The sequence below is a fragment of the uncultured Arcticibacterium sp. genome (genome assembly GCF_964021845.1).
Taxonomy (GTDB): Bacteria; Bacteroidota; Bacteroidia; order Cytophagales; family Spirosomataceae; genus Arcticibacterium.
The window spans coordinates 360,955-378,291 of the sequence record NZ_CAXHZC010000002.1 but is presented as its reverse complement, the minus strand read 5'-3'; the positions used below and the strand labels follow the sequence as shown (position 1 = coordinate 378,291).

Here is a 17,337-nt window from a genome sequence, read left to right as displayed (position 1 = left end):
TGTCATATTATAACCTCATTGATACACCTTTGTCTTTTAAAAATGTCTTTAAATCAGGAATTCCAATCTCTTTAAAATGGAATATTGAAGCAGCTAATCCAGCATCGGCATAGCCTGTGGTGAAAACATCAAAAAAGTGTTCCATGTTACCTGCTCCTCCAGAAGCAATAATAGGAATACCTGCGTTTCTAGAAATAGTAGAGGTGAGTTCTAAAGAGAAGCCATCTTTGGTGCCATCAGCATCCATAGAGGTTAATAGTATTTCTCCGGCTCCTCTTTCTTCCACTTCTTTGGCCCAAGAAATGGTTTCTTTATCGGTAGGTGTTCTACCACCTCGAACATGAACTACATGCTTTTTACCATCTACATATCTAGTATCAATAGCGACTACAATACATTGGCTACCAAATTCTTGAGCGAGTTCAGTTATCAATTTAGGATTTTTGACAGCAGAAGAGTTAATAGAAATTTTATCTGCACCTGCATTTAATAAAGCGGAAACGTCGGCCACAGAACTAATTCCTCCACCTACAGTAAATGGTATATTTATGGTGTGAGCCACTTTATTGACTAACTCTAGTAAGGTTTTTCTTCCGTCAACTGTAGCTGTAATGTCAAGGAAAACTAGTTCATCAGCTCCGCTTTTGGCATATAAATCTGCTAATTCTACGGCATCACCTGCATCTCTTAAATTTACAAAGTTTGTTCCTTTTACAGTTCTACCTTCTTTTATGTCTAGGCAGGGAATAATTCTTTTGGTCAGCATAAGCTAGTTTTGTTTTTTGTAAACCTCTTTGTTCACTATTTCCATGAATAAGTTCGGGTTTTCTAATTTCTCCCATCCCGTTTTGTTGTAAAGAGTATGAGCATCTTTTGTTGCTAATAACCATCTCCTTAGACCTTTTAACGCAGGAATTTCTTTGAGATTGTTAATCATCCATTCGGCATAACCATGGCCTCTTTGGTCTTCAATAATAAATACGTCTGCTAGGTAAGCGAATGATGCTTGGTCAGTAATTAATCTGCAGAAACCTATTTGCTGTTCATTTTTGTATAAGCCTAAACTTAATGAGTTCTGAATTCCTTTGACTACCGTTTCTTTTGGAATTGCTTCAGACCAATAACTTTTACTTAGAAATGAATGAATTAAATCAATATTTAAAAGGTTTTTATCAGAGCTTAATAATAAGTCATCAATTCTTATCTCAAACTTTTCCATTATTTCTGAGAATGAAAGATTTTACCTGTGCCAATGATATTTTGTTCTCATAAATAGCTTTACCTACTATTACACCGTGCAGGTTTTGAGTTGCTAGTTTTTCAATATCACTCATCTGAGAAACACCGCCGCTGGCAATAATGTTTATTTCAGGGAATTGCTTTTTCAGTTTGGCATATAGTTCATAAGAAGGACCTTCTAAAAGACCATCTTTATCCACATCGGTGCTAATGATATATTTGACACCTTCTGCCACGTACTTTTCAACAAACTGGTAGATATCTTCTTTTGAGTCTTCTTCCCAACCGCTTATAGCTATTTTTTCATTTTTTGCATCAGCACCTAGGATAATTTTATCACCTCCAAAATCACTCAGCCAAGACATGAATTTATCTGGATTTTTGACAGCTATACTTCCACCGGTAACTTGTTTAGCACCAAAGTCAAAAACCTTTCTTAGGTCTTCATCAGATTGAACTCCACCGCCGAAGTCGATGGTAAGTCCAGTTTGTGAAGCTATTTTTTCAAGTACCTTATAATTGACTACTTTCTTTGCTTTTGCTCCATCTAAATCAACTAAATGCAGGCGAGTAATACCACTATCTTCAAACTCCTTAGCTACTTCTTCGGGTCTTTCGTTGTATATTTTTTTTGTGCCGTAATCACCTTTAGTCAATCTTACGCATTTGCCGTCTATTACATCAATGGCAGGAATAATTTGAAACATTCTAATCTTACTTTTTTAAAAAATTACGGAAAATTTGCTCTCCTACGTCGCCACTGATTTCAGAATGAAACTGACAGGCATAAAAATTGTCTTTTTGCAAAATGGCTGAATAAGGTACTATGTAGTCGGTTTTTGCTACAGTATGTTTGCAAATTGGAGCATAGAAAGAGTGATTATAATAGACATACTGATTTTCATCAATGCCTTTAAGTAAGTCCGATTTATAATCGTAAATATTGTTCCAGCCAGTTTGAGGGATTTTATGATGCTCTTTTTTAGGGAATTTTATAATATCGACATCAAAAACCCCTAAACAATTAGCATCGCCTTCTTCTGAATGATTGCACAGCAATTGCATGCCTATACAGGTAGCTAAAAAAGGTTGTTTAAGTGTTGGAATTAGTTTATCCAACCCATTTTCTTTTAAACTTCGCATGGCAGTAGAGGCTTCTCCAACACCTGGAAATATTATTTTTTCGGCAGAAGATAGTTCTTCAGGGTTGTCTGTTAACTTATAGGAAACACCAATTCGGTCAAGTGCATACATGACGGACATGACATTACCAGCGTTATATTTTATGATGCTTACTTCTGACATATTTTTCTCTGTGAGGTTCAAAATTAGATTAAACTAATTTAATAGAAAACAGGATGCTAGGTCTTGGTGATATTGTCCTACGAAAACTTGAAAAAACAAAATAAAACCCGACAAGTTGTCGGGCCTATTTGTTCGCTAAATTTGTCAGGAAAAAAATCTTATATAATCGGATAGTTATATTCTTGTATTTTCCAACGAAATTAAACGATTCAAATGGTAATCGCAATCTTCTTGGTAGATTTTGAAGCTTGTTTTTACGTATATGAATTAATGTTTTGATTTCTTAAAGCCTGTCTTTCAGTTTGTAGTACCGTTTAATAAGATTTTGACCAAAAAAATAAAGTACTGAATGATACAGTACTTTATTGTTCGTAACCCAAAAAGTAAAAATTATTGTCTTATTTCTATTCAGCTTTAAGCTGTTTTCATTCTTGTTTTCATCCTAATTGTAGAACCTACGTTTTGACCATTAGCGGTTAAGAATTTGCGATAGCTTTTTCTAAAGTCCGCTGCTTTTCTTCGTGATATTTCAATTACCTCGTCTTTCAGATAAATTTCACCTCCACGACAGTTAAATCGAAGGTCTTTAACATGGTCAAAATTTACCATGAAAGAGCGATGTGGCCTTACAAAATTCACCACGTCTTCTAATTCTTCTTCGAAAATTCTTAGCGTTTTACTGCTGATGACGTTTTTCCCATCTTTAAGTTTAAAAACGGTATAGTTTTTTGCACTTTGCAAATAAATTACATCATTCAGATTAATAATTTTTTTGCTTCCTGCTACTCTTAATTCCATGTCTCCTAAAGAAGATAATGTAGCCCCCTCTAGCGTAAACATTCTTTGAGTATCTATTTGTTCGGGGTGATAATTCTTGATTTGTAATAATTTGCTCATAACGGCCGCTTTTTCTTTGTTGATGTTGTAGTGTGAGTTTCTTCTCCTGCAGAAGAACAACTACGGCAACGTTCCCGAAGATTTGGCAGCAAATCAAGCTATACTCTATAACTGGTAGTGTATTTAAGATAAGTGGAGGGGTTAATTTCCTTTTTTACGATAATTGAGGAATAAAGTGCTCGAAATTAAGAATTGAGCCAATTTAAGAACTCAGGCTTTTTTCTACGAGAAACAGGTATTTCCTTTCCTGATTCTGTCACTACGTAGCCGCCTTCTCCCTTTACATACTTTTTGATGAATTCTTTATTGACAAGGTAAGAATGGTGTGTTCTATAGAAGTTATAATCGTTAAGAAGTTCTTCAAAATATTTGATGCTTCTTGATACTAACATAGTCTTACCATTTAGTAGAGTAACAATAGTATAATCTTGAGAAGCTTCACAATGAACTATCTGACCTACTTGCACCATTTCTAAGCCATTCATGACAGGCAAAGGAATTTTGTTAGTGGAGTCTTTTGGGGACTTTATGTTTTTAAGTAGGTTTTGAATTTGGTGGTCACTTGTTTTAGAGTTTAATCGCTCAATGGCTTTTTTTACAGCTTGCTGTAGCTCGCCAATATTGATTGGTTTTAAAAGATAGTCTAAGGCACTAAATTTAATGGCCGTAATGGCGTATTGGTCAAAGCCTGTGGTAAATATTACCTCAAAATCAATTTTGTTAAACCTTTCCAGCATATCAAAGCCAGTTTGATGTGGCATTTCAATGTCTAAAAAAACTATTTGAGGTTTAGTTTTAATTATGAGATTAAAACCTTCTTGAGCAGAATTTGCTGTGCCCAGTATTTTCAAATCATCATCTAAGAAGTTTTCTATGATAGTTTTTATGGTATCAATGCTTCTAATTTCATCGTCAATAAGTACGCAGGTATTCATTATTCCATGTTTTTTGGGAATCTTATTATCACCACAGTGCCAACATCGGCTGAATCATTTTCAGAAAGAACATTGTCTATAGAAAATTGAATATTACTGTTATTTATCTTGTTGTAAGTTTTCAATCTTTCTTGGGTGATTTTTAATCCTTGTGATTTGTAGCCTTTTATGGATTTTACCTGAATTCCCTTTGACTTAATCCTACCAACGCCGTCGTCTATTACAGTACAGGTAATAAAATTGGCATCATCAGTGAAGTTAATTTCTAAAAAGCCTTTATTCTCTTTATAACGTAAACCGTGATTAATAGAGTTTTCTATAAAAGGCTGAAGTACCATAGTGGGTATTTCTATCATCTTGTCTACGTTTGGGTCAACGTTGATTTGGTAGTCAAATTTGTTTTCAAATCGCAGGTTTTCCATTTCTACATAAAGTTGAAGAAGTGTTATTTCTTCATCAATAGAGATATACTTGTTTCTAGAGGAGTCAAGAAACATACGTATTAAATGAGCAAACTTAGTCAGGTAATCGTTTGCCTTAACAGTATCTTGAGACATTACATAGCTTTGAATGGAGTTCAAAGCGTTAAAGATGAAATGTGGGTTCATCTGTAATTGGAGTGTTCTTAACTCAAGGTCAACAATCTTCTTTTGTTGTTCTTTTTCTTCTTCCTCTTGACTCTTTAAGAATTTTTCTCTTCCGTATAGCAAGGTGAAAAGGCATACAAAACCTAATGCCCAAAACCACCAAGTACTATACCAAGGCCTATTGACTATTAGTATGAAGGCAGTTTTAGTTGTTTTTGTTTTACTTACCACGTCCATGAATTGAAATTCATAAGTTCCCGCTGGAAGGTTATAAATATTGATTTCAGGGGAATCTACGGTGTTCCAAATAGAGTATTTGGAACTAGCCACATCAGGGTTAAAAAGCCTGTAACGACCGGTATTTGGGAAAGTAAACTGATTGCCAAAAAATACTTTTAAGTTATTATGATAATAGTCTGTTTGAAGAATAGAATCCATAGGTACTGCACGACCAGAGATTTCTACTTTTTCAATATAAACATTAGACTCCCTAATTTGTGTATTCTCTTGAGCCATTGAAACGGTCAATAAGCCAAAGAAAAAAAGTGTCAAATTAGAGAGTCTATATTCCATCTTAACTTAGAGCAAGTTCATCTTTAATAGAGCTTACTTTGTTTTTCAGCGACTCTAAGGTCTCTTTAAAAAGAGTTTTATCTTTTAATTCCCCTTTAACACCTACATAAAATTTGATTTTTGGCTCGGTTCCAGATGGTCTACATGTAAACTTAGTGCCATCTTTAGTGAAAAACTGAAGCACATTTGAGCTTTCAATGCCTAAGCCAGTTGGGATATCCTCAGCTTCACCAGACTCTAAATTAGTTCGTGTTAAGGCTTTGTAGTCATCCATTCTGATAACAGTGCTTCCTGCTAATTCCTTAGGAGGGTTTGCTCTAAAGTCTGCCATCATTTGCTGTATTTCTTCAGCACCAGATTTACCTTTTTTAGTAACAGAGATAAGTCCTTCATAGAAGAAGCCATATTCTTTATACATATCTGCAAGGAAGTCAAACAGACTAATGCCATTATGCCTTGCATAAGCAGTTAGCTCAGCTATAATAGCACATGCCGCTACAGCATCTTTATCTCTTACTTTATCTCCAATAAGGTATCCGTAACTCTCTTCACCACCACCTATAAACGTTTCTTTTCCTTCGGTTTCTCTTATAACCTGTGCTATGTATTTGAACCCAGTAAGTGTATTATAACATTTAACACCTGCTTTAGCAGCCATGGCATCAATTAGCTCTGTGGTAACAATAGTTTTGGCCACATATTCTTTACCAGTCAGTTTCTTGGCTTTTTTCCAAGCTTTTAATAAATAGAAAACGATAAGGCTGGCGGCCTGATTACCGTTAAGAAGTTGCCATTCGCCCGAAGGGTCTTTAACGGCCATTCCTACTCTATCGGCATCTGGGTCTGTTGCCATTACCAAGTCTGCATCTATTTCTTTAGCTAATTTCAATGAAAGACTCATAGCTTCTTGCTCCTCAGGGTTAGGATAAACCACTGTAGGGAAATTGCCGTCAGGTTTAGCTTGCTCTTCTACTATATGTACATTCTCAAAACCCAATTGTTTTAAAGCATCAGGTACCATAGTGATACCGGTTCCGTGAATAGAGGAGAATACTATTTTTAAATCAGACTGCTTTCTATTTATTCTTGGAGATACGCTTATACTTTTAACTGCTTTTAAATATTTTTTATCCAAAGCAGGTCTTATAGTTTTAAGTCGTTTTTTTATACCTCTAAACTTAATTTTACTAATAGTAGTGATAGCATTTACTTCATCCACAATGTTTTTATCATGCGGAGCTACCACCTGAGAACCGTCATTCCAATAAACCTTATAACCATTATATTCTCTAGGATTATGAGATGCCGTAATTACTAAACCAGCCTGACAACCCAATTCTCTTACTGTAAAAGATAGCTGTGGTGTAGGTCTGAGTTCTGGAAAAACATAGGCCGTAATTCCATTTGCAGAGAAAATGTCTGCAGCAATTTGAGCAAACTCAGGAGAGAAGTTTCTGCTATCATAGGCAATAGCTGCTTTTAGATCTTCACCTTCTGGATAGCATTTGTTTATGTAATTAGCTAAGCCTTGTGTGGCAGCACCAACCGTGTATTTGTTCATTCTGTTAGAACCTACGCCTATTTCTCCACGCATACCACCAGTTCCGAATTCTAAATTTTTATAAAACGAATCGGTCAGTTGACTAATGTTTTTCTCTTCTATCCATTTATTGATAGTAGCTTTAGTTTCGTCATCATATTTTCCCTTGAGCCACTTCTTTATATTCTTTTCTGCCGTTTTGTCTAAATTTAGTTCTTCTAGCATCGCTTTGTATTAACGTTTATTGAAATAATTGAGACAAGATATAGAAGCCATTTTGCTATTCAAAAACATTTAGAATTTATTGAGAACTTTGATATTAAATAGAGTAGTTTTGCGGCAGTTTTTGGTGCTTTTGGATTCAATATCCAATTTGCCTAAGAGGGAATCATGTTTAAAGCATGAGCTGTCGCCGCAACTGTTCGGTGTCTATACTTGAAACCGCTGTCCACTGTCATGATAAATGATGGGAAGGAAAAATCAAGTGACACTAAGCCAGGAGACCTGCCAAAAAATATTCTTTTCAACTAGTTACGGTGAATGACTATTGATGAGCGGAAGTCTAATTTTTTATTTCAGCTAGTTCGCTGAACAAATTATTTTTTAATGTTTACATTTTTTAGAAGGAGCCTATTATTATGCGTATGCCTAATTAGTGCCTCCGTAATGGCTCAAACTGAGTTAGCAGAAGTTAACGTAACTACCACCAAATTACCGCAGAAGTCGTCACAGTTGGGCAAGTCCATGATTGTTCTTGGAGATTCTTTAATTAGAGCTCACGCCGGTTGGTCGGTTTCTGATTTGCTACAAAAGCAAGTTGGTATTAATGTAGTAGGTTCTGGACAGCCATTAGGCAGTAACCAAAGTTTATTTCTAAGGGGAGCTAGCTCTGGCAAAACATTGATACTTCTTGATGGAGTTCCGCTTTATGATCCTTCTTCTACGGAGGGTAATTATGACCTTAACCTTATCAATCTTCAATTTATTGAGCGTATTGAAATTCTTAAAGGAGGTCAGTCTACACTTTATGGCTCTGACGCCGTGGCAGGAGTAATAAACTTTATTAGTAAAAAAGGTGCTAAAAAACCATTTACACCTTACGGAAAATTTTCTTATGGTAGCTTTAATACACTTGATTTAGGGCTTGGTGTGAATGGAGAGATAAGCGGCTTTAATTATAATCTTGGTTATAATAAAGTTAAAAGTGATGGATTTTCTTCGGCTACGGTTTCTGACTCACTATCAGCAGAAAAAGACGGATTTGACCGTAATAGCCTTAATGCACAGTTGTCAAAAAAGTTTGGCGAAGTTACCGTGAGAGCTTTCGGAAGAAAAACTGATTATATGGCCGACTTAGATGCTGGTGCTTTGATAGATGAAAAAGACTATGTTTTTAACTCTGAAAACTTTCAAGTAGGAGTAGGAGCTGACTGGGTAAAAGAAAAGTTTCAGTTGCATTTTAATGCTCATACTTCTCAAGTAGACAGAACCTTTGAAGATGATTCTAGTTTTGTGGCGGAAAGTGCTTTTGCAAAATACTCGTATTCTACCTTCGGAAGTAAGTCAAATTTCTACGACTTATATGCTCAGTTTTTTGTGAGCGAAGATGTTAAAGTTCTTCTTGGCACTGACCTGAGAAATCAGAGCATTGCTCAAACATACTACTCTGTAAGTGCTTTTGGACCGTTTGAAGATGTGCCTCTTCTTTATGATGACACCAAGATTGATAACTTTAGTGTTTACTCGGCTGTTGATATTTCTGCCAATCAAAAAGTGGGCATAGAGCTTGGTGGAAGATTAAATTCACACTCTGAATATGGAGCAAATTTCTCTTATTCGCTAAATCCATATTTCAGAGCCAATCAAATGATTACGGTCTTTGGGGTTTTAGCTACGAGTTATAAAAACCCAACGCTTTATCAATTATACTCTCCTTACGGGAATTTAGACTTAGTACCTGAGGCCTCTAGAAACCTAGAGTTAGGGTTTAAATACAATAATGCTGAAAAAGGAAGTTCAGCTTCGGTAGCTTATTTTAACAGAAGAAATCAGGATAAAGTGACATTCTTGTCTCTTGATACGCCACCTTACGGTCAATATGTTAATATTGATGAACAGCAAACTAGTGGTGTAGAATTGTCAGCTAGTCAGCAAGTTGGTCCAGTTTCATTACATGGTAATTATACTTTTTTAGATGGGTATAACAGCCTTTTAGACAAAGAAGACCAAGAGTATAATTTGATAAGAATACCTAAACATGCTCTTAATTTAGGTGCTGCTTTAAGTCTGTGTAAAAAAATGACAGTGGCTCTTGATTATCAGTTTGTGGGAAAAAGAACAGATGGTTTCTATGATTCTAATTTGTTCCAAACAGTTGCGGTTGATTTGCATTCATATTCTTTAATTGACTTGAGCGTAAGCTATTCCATTAAGGCAAACCTTAAGGTTTTTGCAGCTGGGTCAAATATCTTTAATGTAAATTATTCTGAAGTTTATGGGTATAACGCTCGCCCGTCAAACTTTAAAATAGGTTTAGCATATAACTAGATTTATAAAAAAAGAGGCTGTCTCATCTATAAAATGAGACAGCCTTAATATTGAACTTTTATTCAATACTTTTTGATAAGCGGATTTAGCTCTTAGCCAAATCCTTAAAAAGAGGTAAGATTAAATCTTTCTCAGAGACGTTTGGCTTTTCCGCTCCCCAGTCAATGTTTAATTCAGGGTCATTCCAGATGATTCCTCCTTCGCTTTCTTTATCATAAAGGTTTGTACACTTGTACGAGAAAATAGCGGGCTCTATGGTATAAAAACCATGGGCAAATCCAGCAGGAACGTAGAACATATTGTTCAATTTAGCGTCTAAAACCACCGTTTTATGTTGACCGTAGGTAGGAGATTCAGGTCTGATGTCTACCGCTACGTCTAATACTTTGCCACTGATTACTCTTACTAATTTTCCTTGAGCAAAAGGTTCTCTTTGGAAATGTAAGCCTCTTAAGACACCCGTATCGGAATAAGACTGATTGTCTTGAACAAATACTTCCGGAATACCATTCTTTTTGAATAAATCGTATTGATACGATTCAAAGAAATAACCTCGAGCGTCTTCAAAAATACGTGGCTGAATCTCTACTAAACCTTCTATCTCTGACCTTTTAAATTCCATTTATATGCTTTATTGAAAAGATGCCGCAAAAATAGCCAATTACTCATAACTTTGAGGATTCAAAAACTGTAAGAATGACAAAAGAAGAACTTTTTAAAGAAATTAAAGGCAAGGAATCTTTTTTGTGTGTGGGCTTAGACACCGACATCAAGAAAATTCCGTCACATTTGATGAAAGAAAAAGACCCTGTTTTTGAATTCAATAAACAGATTATAGACGCTACTGAAAAGTTTGCCGTTTCTTATAAACCCAACATCGCTTTTTATGAGGCCATGGGTCCTAAGGGTTGGGAGAGTTTACAAAAGACATTGGAGTACATTCCTAAAAACTGTTTTACCATTGCCGATGCCAAAAGAGGAGATATAGGAAATACCTCTTCGCTTTATGCAAGAGCTTTCTTTGACCAGTCGGCCTCTGGGATGTCATTTGACTCCATTACAGTAGCACCTTACATGGGAGAAGACTCTGTAAAGCCTTTTTTAGACTTTGATGGAAAGTGGGTTATCTTGTTGGCTTTGACATCTAACCCAGGAAGTAAGGATTTTCAACAGCTATCTGTAGGAGACGAGAAGCTTTATGAGAAAGTACTAAGAACAAGCTCTCAATGGGCAGACTCTGAAAGACTGATGTACGTGGTGGGTGCTACCAAAGCCAGTTTATTAAAGGAGATAAGAGAAATTATCCCTAATCATTTCTTACTGGTTCCGGGAGTAGGAGCACAGGGTGGAAGCTTGGAAGAAGTAGCTAAAAACGGTATGAATGCGGAATGCGGCCTATTAGTCAATTCATCCAGAGGTATTATATATGCATCAAATGGAGAGGATTTTAGTCAATCAGCCGCCAAAGAAGCTGAGAAACTTCAGGTTCAAATGGCAGGTTTGTTAGATGAGTATCTTTAGAGAATAATTGATTAAGCTCCAGAGGAGCGATATATTAGTAGCGAGGGGTGAAACCCCTCGTGCATTTAAATAAGTGTGAATTTGTTTGGCGTTATTTTGGTCAGCCTACCAAAATCATGACAAATATTTACCTTCAGTGGCTATTTAAGTTTTAGAGCATTTTCTCGGTTGCCAGCCCGGCAAGGGCAAAGGTTTTCAAAAGCCGTTTGTTTGACTAGTGTTATCAAGTTTTTGGCTGTAGCAGATACAGCAAAGAATTAATGATAGCTTTATAAGGAATTTATTATATTTTTATAAAGCTATTAATCAAAAATCACTCAATGAAAGAAGATTTCCTTCACTACCTCTGGCAATATCAGAAGTTTGAAAAAACTATATTACAAACTGAGAATGGGGAAGAAATCACTGTACTAAAAACGGGCTTTCACAATACCGACTCTGGTCCAGATTTTAAAGAGGCACGTGTAAGAATAGCGGAGGTGGAGTGGGCTGGAAGCGTAGAAATTCATTTAAAAGCCTCCGACTGGAATCTTCATAAACACCAATATGATGCAGCTTATGAAAATGTGATATTACACGTTGTTTGGGAGCATGATGTTGATATTCGGAATGTAGCTGACAAGCCAATTCCTACTTTAGTTTTGAAGCCAAATACTAATCTGGCTCTATTACATCAATACCAAAATTTGATAGACGGGCAAGACGAAATTCCATGTTTCCATCAATTTGAAAAAGTGCCTGACATTAAGAAGTTTTCTATGCTAGAGAAAGCTTTGATGCAGCGTATGCAGAGAAAAGGAGAAGAAATAACTCAAAGGTTTGAGGATTTAGGAAACGACTGGGAGGAGGTTACGTATCAAATTTTACTTAGAAACTTTGGTTTCAAACTCAATAATGAGGCGTTTCTGAGTTTAGCCGAAAAACTACCTTTTAAAGTGCTTCGGAAATATGCCAATTCTATTTTTAAAACAGAAGCTTTGCTTTTTGGTATGGCCGGTTTTCTAGTGGTTGACTTAGATGAATATGGAGAAAAGTTAAAAACTGAATTTGAGTTTTTAGCAAGAAAGCACGGATTGGTAGATGAAAAAATGAAGGCCGCCTCATGGAAATTTATGCGAACAAGACCTGCTAATTTCCCTACAGTGCGGCTAAGTCAAATCGCTTCTTTATTGACACAGTCCAAAAGCCTTTTTTCTACTTTGATAGAAAGTCATGACTTTAAGATTTTAGTGAAATTCTTTCAGGCCAAGCCTTCTGAATATTGGCGAAAACATTATCATTTTGGTAAAGAGAGCAGTCGAGACTTTAAGGGAATTGGACTTTCTTCTATTCATAATTTGATTATAAATACTGCAGTGCCTGTTTTGGTGGCTTATGCCAAACAAATTGATAATCATGAACTGGTAGAAAAAGCTTTGGGACTTTTAGAAGAAATACCTGCTGAGAAAAACAGAATCACCAAGTTTTGGAACAGCATAGATTTGGAAACTAAAACGATGTTTGACAGCCAAGGAAGCATAGAACTTTATAATGAATTTTGCCAAAAGAGGAAATGTCTTTCCTGCGGGGTAGGTATTGGGATTTTGAGGTAGGGTTAAAATAAACGGCCTTTAGTAAGGCTAAATTAATATATAAAGGAAACACTATGAAAGAAAAACTAATCACGATAAAAACCTTTTACTACGACTCTGAAACCATGCTTTATGAGCCACGGTTTAAGGATGCTGGTATTTATTATTTATTAAAAGACCAGAAAACAGTTTCTGCCGACCCAGTGGTTTCTAATGCTATTGGTGGTATTAAGCTTCAGGTAAGGGAAGAAGATTTAGATGCCGCCAAGGCTATACTGAAAGAAATAGATGACGGTAGAGTCCAAAGCAACTTTGGTAAGGAAGTAAAAATCAAAGGGAAAGATTATAAGGGCACACTAAAAGAATGCTCAAACTGCGGCAATGAGGACACTTACATAGAAAAACTAGGCTTTTGGAAATCAATATCTAGCAAGCCTAAGCATTATTGTAAGGTTTGTGAGAGGGAGTTTTAGGTTTTATACAAACATTTTGGCCTGATTCGACCTTAACCTAGCCGCACTATTTCAAGTTATTTTATGGATAAGGAATAGATAATTTACAATGTAAGCCAGAGGCTTAAGAACACCCTGACGAAGTTATAAGCTTCGCCTAGCGGGAACACCTGCAGAGCAGCATGGATTTAAAACAGACGAAAAAAAGATGTTACTAGTTGAATTTAAGTTAAAGGAGTTTTGAGGTAAACTTATTTCCAGCTTAGACTGGTTATGATTTTAGTAATAGTCTTTAAGAGTTTGTAAGTTTAAAACTAAATCATTCTTTCATTAAGTATCCAGCAAATTTAAGAAGGCCCTAGATGTTCAAAAATACCATAGCTTTTATTTTTTGTTTGGTGATTTCCTTTCAAGTATCTTATTCCCAAGAGACTAGCTTCGCGTCTTTTATTGATTCCGATTCTCTTTTTGTTAAAAGACTTAGTAATAGTTATTTCTTTGTAGTAAATGGAGATAAAAAGCTTTTGACTCTCAAGGAATCTAAGAAAGAAGAGTCTGAAATTTACTTTGGAACTAAGTTGAGAATTAAAATAGGAAGGTGTGATTTTGGAGAAAGCTCCTTTTTTATTCTTGATAGTCTTAATAATAAGTTAGGCTTTATTTCTTATTTCGAACCCAGTTTTTATTTGTCCTACTTAGATAAGTATTATGAGATTAAAAAGGTTAAAGGAGGCTGGGAAGTAGAAGAGGTATTGGAAATTATTGAACAGTTTGATTTAAGAGAGAAGGGTATGTTAGGTTCAGAAGAGGACCATAGTATAAATGTTGAGTTTGATAAGCAACAGATTAAATTTTTGAGTCCTGATATTCCGATTGAAATAATTCCAATTGTTTTAAAAGTTCATGTAGTTTACTACAGGATGGTTAGAAAAGAAATGTTCATTAACTCACTTATTAGCGGTTTTGGTGCGACTTTATGGATGCCTTGAGAATTTTATTTGTACTCTTCTTAATTAGTATAGAAGCTATTGCTCAGAAAGACAATAGCTTAATGTTCAAGATAACTGGGAATGGATTGTCAAGCCCCTCTTACCTTTATGGGACTATTCATTTCGCATGTGAAAGGGATATCGATTTACGAATATTAAAGGAGATTTTACCATCTTGTTCACGGACTGTTCTAGAAATCACTAACACCGAAAAACTTATTCAGTTTAAAAATTTAGAGAAGTTTGTAAACCCTAGTAATAAGGCTATCTCAGAATACCTGAGTCCTGCGGAAATTTTGAAACTGGAAGACGCCTATAATGAATATGCCTATGAGAGTGTAGATTTTTCTCAAGTTAAAAACCTTGGCCCTGATTTTTTTGTCAAAGCTATTTATTACTATCCAAAGACTAAATGCATAACGTCAAGTGTCGAACAAATGATAAAAAACTTGTCTATTGGAGCGAGGCTTCCGGTGTTTGGCATTGAAAGTTTTTCTGAACACTTTGAAATAGATAGTTTTCATTACGATGATGAGGCAGTTAGAGGAAGATTTGTAGCTTTAATAAAGAGTTTGGATAAGATAGATTCTTTAAAGGAAGCGGGAAAGATTTTGTATGATGAAACCTCAAAATTATACTCAAATGGAGATATCGAAAAGCTATATGAGCTTGTGGTTTCAGAAATGGATAGTGTAGAAGTTTATAATACACTTGTAAAGAGAAATAAAACATGGCTGCCAAGGATGGTGAAAATAATGAGTAAAAAAACTACTCTTTTCGCTTTTGGAGCGGCTCATTTTGGGGGTGAGACAGGCATAATTAATCTACTTAGAAGCGAAGGTTTTAAAGTAGAAGCCTATTATGGTAAAAAAAGGAATAGGAACTAAGGGCATACTGAAGATTCTCGTTTATTTTGGATGTGATATTGTAACAGGGTTTATCTCAGATTTAATTTAAGCAAAGAACTTACTTTCTACCCCACCGCTTTATAAAACCTAAAATCATCAAAAGGTATTCCCAAAAGAGCGGCATGATACGTTTTAAACTCCTCCAGTGCTTTTACGCCTGATTTGGCTATGTATTTCCCTTCTTTTCTAGTTGCTGCATGAACGGGATTTCCTTTCTCAAAAGAAACGACCACAATCGCTTCTGATTCTGCACATTCTTCGTATTCATCAGCCAAAATTTGACTAGGGTCGGTAATACGATATAGTGCATTGGCAAAACAGAAACCAAAGCAATTGTAGTGCGGGATGAATTCGGAGTGAGGTATTTTTAAGTGGTCTAGGACCTGAGTAGGAGGGTGTACGCCAAAGACTAATTTAGGCTTGTCGTCTTTTGTCACAAGTTCTAAATCATAGGCACCTTCAATTATTTGCATGGTGCTAACTTCATTTCCTTTGTCGGTATATAGGTTTCCTATTCTGAAATGGGAAATATGCCTTAGCTCTTGATTTTTAGGTAATTTGATGTTGATAGAAAAAGGCTCACAAAGTATATTAACTAAAGAACTAGGGGTAAAGTCTAATGTATTTCCTATGAATTTCATGCTTTATTTTTCGCTGATTGACTCTTTTCTTCACGGTTTTCGTGAAATAAAACCCTATTCTTTTAGACTTGATTTGTGTGTTAGGTATATACCTCTTGCCTAAAGGTGGTGCTAATCTTCCTGCACTTTCGCCACAAAGGCCAAAACCTCCTCCAACGTCTTATCTAGCTGAAAGCCCATTTTTTCGCCTTCCTTTCTAATAAATTCAAAGCCTTCTTCTAGTTCGTTTGGTACTTCGCCTTCTAGTACCGCTTCTCTTACAGCCACTTTTAAAACGCCTACCTCTTTGGACGGTGGCAAACCAAAAGCCGCCATGATTATTTCGCCTGTGATAACGGGTTGGAAGTTTCTTAGTTTGTCTTTCTCTTCTAATTCGATTAGTAGTTCTTCTACGCGGTCGAAGTTCTTTAAATAGCGTTTTACTCGGTTGGCATCTTTAGAGGTGATGTCGGCTCTGCAAAGCTTCATGAGGTCTTCTAAATCATCACCAGCATCAAAAAGAATCCTTCTTAAAGCAGAGTCAGTAACTCCTTCTTTGGCTAAAGCTATAGGTCTTAAATGAAGTCTTACCAAATTTCTTACTGACCGCATTTTACCGTCTAGCGGTAGTCGCATTCGTTTAAAAATTCCTTTGACCCAGCGGGCTCCCAAATCTTCATGACCATGAAAAGTCCAACCTATTTTTTGATTGAAACGTTTAGTTGGCGGTTTAGCTATATCATGCAAAATAGCCGCCCAACGCACCCATAGGTTATCAGAAGACTTGCAAATGTTATCAAGTACTTGTAGCGTATGGTAAAAATTGTCTTTATGCCTTTTACCATCTATCACATCCACACCTTGCAGAGCTTCCATTTCTGGAAAAATGATTTTCAAAAGACCCGTATTGTAGAGCAACTTGAAACCGTAAGACGGCACGGGCGTCATTATAATTTTATTCAGCTCGTCGGTGATTCTTTCTTGCGAAACAATACTAATACGGTCTTTCATGGCGGCTATCGCCTCAAAAGTCTCAGTTTCAATGTCAAAGTTTAATTGCGTAGCAAACCTAATGGCACGCATCATACGCAGTGGGTCATCAGAAAAAGTAATGCCGGGCTCTAGCGGCGTTTTTAAGGTTTTTCTTTCTATATCTCCCAAACCATCAAAAGGGTCAATCAGCTCACCAAAGTTTTTTTGGTTCAGCGAAATACCCATGGCGTTGATAGTGAAATCTCTACGGTTTTGGTCGTCTTCCAAAGTACCATCTTCCACACTTGGTTTTCTGGAATCACTTCGGTATGACTCTTTTCTAGCTCCCACAAACTCCAAATCGAAATCGCCAAAAGGAATCTGAGCTGTACCAAAATTCCTAAAAACATTAAGCGGTGTATCAGTTCCTAAAGCTTCTGCCACTTTAGTAGCTAAAGCAATGCCGCTTCCAATACAAACCACATCAATATCTTTGTTTGGCCTATTTAGTATGAGGTCTCTAGCATATCCGCCAATCACGTAGGTCTCTAAACCCAAGTCGTCGGCTGCTTTTCCAAGCGTAGTGAAAATAGGAAATTGTAGAAGATGTTCTTTGAAGTTCAATTTTTTTTGCTTGTTGTCCGTTGTTTGATGCACGATGATAGATGTTTGATGTCCTTC

General features: G+C 36.1%; 17 protein-coding genes and 1 riboswitch. Of the genes, 6 read left to right on the top strand and 11 right to left on the bottom strand.

Going from position 1 to position 17,337, the window contains the following annotated elements:
* Positions 1 to 7: 7 nt before the first annotated feature.
* From hisF to AADJ06_RS08310, 8 genes are all read right to left on the bottom strand, one after another.
* Entirely contained in the window at positions 8 to 766 is a 759-nt protein-coding gene (gene hisF, locus AADJ06_RS08345; protein WP_341225974.1) for an imidazole glycerol phosphate synthase subunit HisF, read from the bottom strand.
* A gap of 3 nt (positions 767 to 769) precedes the next feature.
* Positions 770 to 1,219, bottom strand: a complete 450-nt coding sequence (locus AADJ06_RS08340; protein WP_341225973.1) for a GNAT family N-acetyltransferase — start codon at positions 1,217 to 1,219, stop codon at positions 770 to 772.
* The gene (gene hisA, locus AADJ06_RS08335; RefSeq protein WP_341225972.1) at positions 1,206 to 1,946 is read right to left on the bottom strand and encodes a 1-(5-phosphoribosyl)-5-[(5-phosphoribosylamino)methylideneamino]imidazole-4-carboxamide isomerase; all 741 of its coding nucleotides are present in this window, start codon (positions 1,944 to 1,946) and stop codon (positions 1,206 to 1,208) included. The genes AADJ06_RS08340 and hisA overlap by 14 nt, the downstream gene beginning before the upstream one ends.
* Before the next feature lie 7 nt (positions 1,947 to 1,953).
* The gene (hisH, locus tag AADJ06_RS08330) at positions 1,954 to 2,544 is read right to left on the bottom strand and encodes an imidazole glycerol phosphate synthase subunit HisH (RefSeq protein ID WP_341225971.1); all 591 of its coding nucleotides are present in this window, start codon (positions 2,542 to 2,544) and stop codon (positions 1,954 to 1,956) included.
* Positions 2,545 to 2,958: 414 nt separating this feature from the next.
* On the bottom strand, positions 2,959 to 3,441 hold the full coding sequence (locus AADJ06_RS08325) for a LytTR family DNA-binding domain-containing protein (protein WP_341225970.1): 483 nt from the start codon (positions 3,439 to 3,441) through the stop codon (positions 2,959 to 2,961).
* Positions 3,442 to 3,626: 185 nt separating this feature from the next.
* The gene (locus AADJ06_RS08320) at positions 3,627 to 4,376 is read right to left on the bottom strand and encodes a LytTR family DNA-binding domain-containing protein (protein ID WP_341225969.1); all 750 of its coding nucleotides are present in this window, start codon (positions 4,374 to 4,376) and stop codon (positions 3,627 to 3,629) included.
* Positions 4,376 to 5,536 carry a histidine kinase gene (locus tag AADJ06_RS08315; RefSeq protein WP_341225968.1) on the bottom strand — a complete coding sequence of 387 codons (1,161 nt, stop codon included), beginning with the start codon at positions 5,534 to 5,536 and terminating at the stop codon, positions 4,376 to 4,378. Before AADJ06_RS08315 ends, AADJ06_RS08320 begins: the two co-directional genes overlap by 1 nt.
* Position 5,537: 1 nt before the next feature.
* On the bottom strand, positions 5,538 to 7,301 hold the full coding sequence (locus AADJ06_RS08310) for a phospho-sugar mutase (protein WP_341225967.1): 1,764 nt from the start codon (positions 7,299 to 7,301) through the stop codon (positions 5,538 to 5,540).
* Between the two features lie 105 nt (positions 7,302 to 7,406).
* Positions 7,407 to 7,603: riboswitch (cobalamin riboswitch) on the top strand.
* 79 nt (positions 7,604 to 7,682) lie between these two features.
* Here AADJ06_RS08310 and AADJ06_RS08305 point away from each other — a divergent pair.
* Positions 7,683 to 9,623 carry a TonB-dependent receptor gene (locus AADJ06_RS08305; protein ID WP_341225966.1) on the top strand — a complete coding sequence of 647 codons (1,941 nt, stop codon included), beginning with the start codon at positions 7,683 to 7,685 and terminating at the stop codon, positions 9,621 to 9,623.
* A gap of 85 nt (positions 9,624 to 9,708) precedes the next feature.
* Here AADJ06_RS08305 and rfbC read toward each other — a convergent pair whose 3' ends face one another.
* Positions 9,709 to 10,245: a dTDP-4-dehydrorhamnose 3,5-epimerase gene (gene rfbC / locus AADJ06_RS08300; protein WP_341225965.1), complete on the bottom strand. Its 537-nt coding sequence runs from the start codon at positions 10,243 to 10,245 to the stop codon at positions 9,709 to 9,711.
* 74 nt (positions 10,246 to 10,319) lie between these two features.
* Between rfbC and pyrF the strand changes: the two genes are divergently transcribed.
* The 5 genes from pyrF (at position 10,320) to AADJ06_RS08275 (ending at position 15,043) form a co-directional block, all read left to right on the top strand.
* A complete protein-coding gene (pyrF, locus tag AADJ06_RS08295; protein WP_341225964.1) occupies positions 10,320 to 11,144 on the top strand; it encodes an orotidine-5'-phosphate decarboxylase in 825 nt (274 codons plus the stop codon).
* Between the two features lie 320 nt (positions 11,145 to 11,464).
* Entirely contained in the window at positions 11,465 to 12,736 is a 1,272-nt protein-coding gene (locus tag AADJ06_RS08290) for a DUF2851 family protein (RefSeq protein ID WP_341225963.1), read from the top strand.
* Positions 12,737 to 12,789: 53 nt separating this feature from the next.
* Entirely contained in the window at positions 12,790 to 13,188 is a 399-nt protein-coding gene (locus AADJ06_RS08285) for a hypothetical protein (RefSeq protein ID WP_341225962.1), read from the top strand.
* 341 nt (positions 13,189 to 13,529) lie between these two features.
* Entirely contained in the window at positions 13,530 to 14,156 is a 627-nt protein-coding gene (locus AADJ06_RS08280) for a hypothetical protein (RefSeq protein ID WP_341225961.1), read from the top strand.
* A 62-nt stretch (positions 14,157 to 14,218) separates the two neighbouring features.
* Positions 14,219 to 15,043 (top strand): TraB/GumN family protein, encoded by an 825-nt coding sequence (locus AADJ06_RS08275; protein ID WP_341225960.1) that lies wholly within the window; start codon positions 14,219 to 14,221, stop codon positions 15,041 to 15,043.
* An 86-nt stretch (positions 15,044 to 15,129) separates the two neighbouring features.
* Here AADJ06_RS08275 and AADJ06_RS08270 read toward each other — a convergent pair whose 3' ends face one another.
* Both AADJ06_RS08270 and AADJ06_RS08265 read right to left on the bottom strand, forming a co-directional pair.
* Complete coding sequence (locus AADJ06_RS08270; RefSeq protein WP_341225959.1) at positions 15,130 to 15,705, bottom strand: hypothetical protein; 576 nt, start codon at positions 15,703 to 15,705, stop codon at positions 15,130 to 15,132.
* Between the two features lie 111 nt (positions 15,706 to 15,816).
* Positions 15,817 to 17,280 carry an HD domain-containing protein gene (locus tag AADJ06_RS08265; protein ID WP_341225958.1) on the bottom strand — a complete coding sequence of 488 codons (1,464 nt, stop codon included), beginning with the start codon at positions 17,278 to 17,280 and terminating at the stop codon, positions 15,817 to 15,819.
* Positions 17,281 to 17,337 lie beyond the last annotated feature (57 nt).

Excerpts from the sequence above, each read along its gene's own strand:
- AADJ06_RS08290 (WP_341225963.1), top strand. The coding sequence starts at position 11,465 with ATGAAAGAAGATTTCCTTCACTACCTCTGGCAATATCAGAAGTTTGAA.
- AADJ06_RS08310 (WP_341225967.1), bottom strand. The coding sequence starts at position 7,301 with ATGCTAGAAGAACTAAATTTAGACAAAACGGCAGAAAAGAATATAAAG.
- hisA (WP_341225972.1), bottom strand. The coding sequence starts at position 1,946 with ATGTTTCAAATTATTCCTGCCATTGATGTAATAGACGGCAAATGCGTA.
- AADJ06_RS08285 (WP_341225962.1), top strand. The coding sequence starts at position 12,790 with ATGAAAGAAAAACTAATCACGATAAAAACCTTTTACTACGACTCTGAA.
- AADJ06_RS08315 (WP_341225968.1), bottom strand. The coding sequence starts at position 5,536 with ATGGAATATAGACTCTCTAATTTGACACTTTTTTTCTTTGGCTTATTG.
- hisF (WP_341225974.1), bottom strand. The coding sequence starts at position 766 with ATGCTGACCAAAAGAATTATTCCCTGCCTAGACATAAAAGAAGGTAGA.
- AADJ06_RS08270 (WP_341225959.1), bottom strand. The coding sequence starts at position 15,705 with ATGAAATTCATAGGAAATACATTAGACTTTACCCCTAGTTCTTTAGTT.
- AADJ06_RS08275 (WP_341225960.1), top strand. The coding sequence starts at position 14,219 with ATGTTCAAGATAACTGGGAATGGATTGTCAAGCCCCTCTTACCTTTAT.
- AADJ06_RS08340 (WP_341225973.1), bottom strand. The coding sequence starts at position 1,219 with ATGGAAAAGTTTGAGATAAGAATTGATGACTTATTATTAAGCTCTGAT.
- hisH (WP_341225971.1), bottom strand. The coding sequence starts at position 2,544 with ATGTCAGAAGTAAGCATCATAAAATATAACGCTGGTAATGTCATGTCC.
- AADJ06_RS08305 (WP_341225966.1), top strand. The coding sequence starts at position 7,683 with ATGTTTACATTTTTTAGAAGGAGCCTATTATTATGCGTATGCCTAATT.
- pyrF (WP_341225964.1), top strand. The coding sequence starts at position 10,320 with ATGACAAAAGAAGAACTTTTTAAAGAAATTAAAGGCAAGGAATCTTTT.
- rfbC (WP_341225965.1), bottom strand. The coding sequence starts at position 10,245 with ATGGAATTTAAAAGGTCAGAGATAGAAGGTTTAGTAGAGATTCAGCCA.
- AADJ06_RS08320 (WP_341225969.1), bottom strand. The coding sequence starts at position 4,376 with ATGAATACCTGCGTACTTATTGACGATGAAATTAGAAGCATTGATACC.
- AADJ06_RS08280 (WP_341225961.1), top strand. The coding sequence starts at position 13,530 with ATGTTCAAAAATACCATAGCTTTTATTTTTTGTTTGGTGATTTCCTTT.
- AADJ06_RS08325 (WP_341225970.1), bottom strand. The coding sequence starts at position 3,441 with ATGAGCAAATTATTACAAATCAAGAATTATCACCCCGAACAAATAGAT.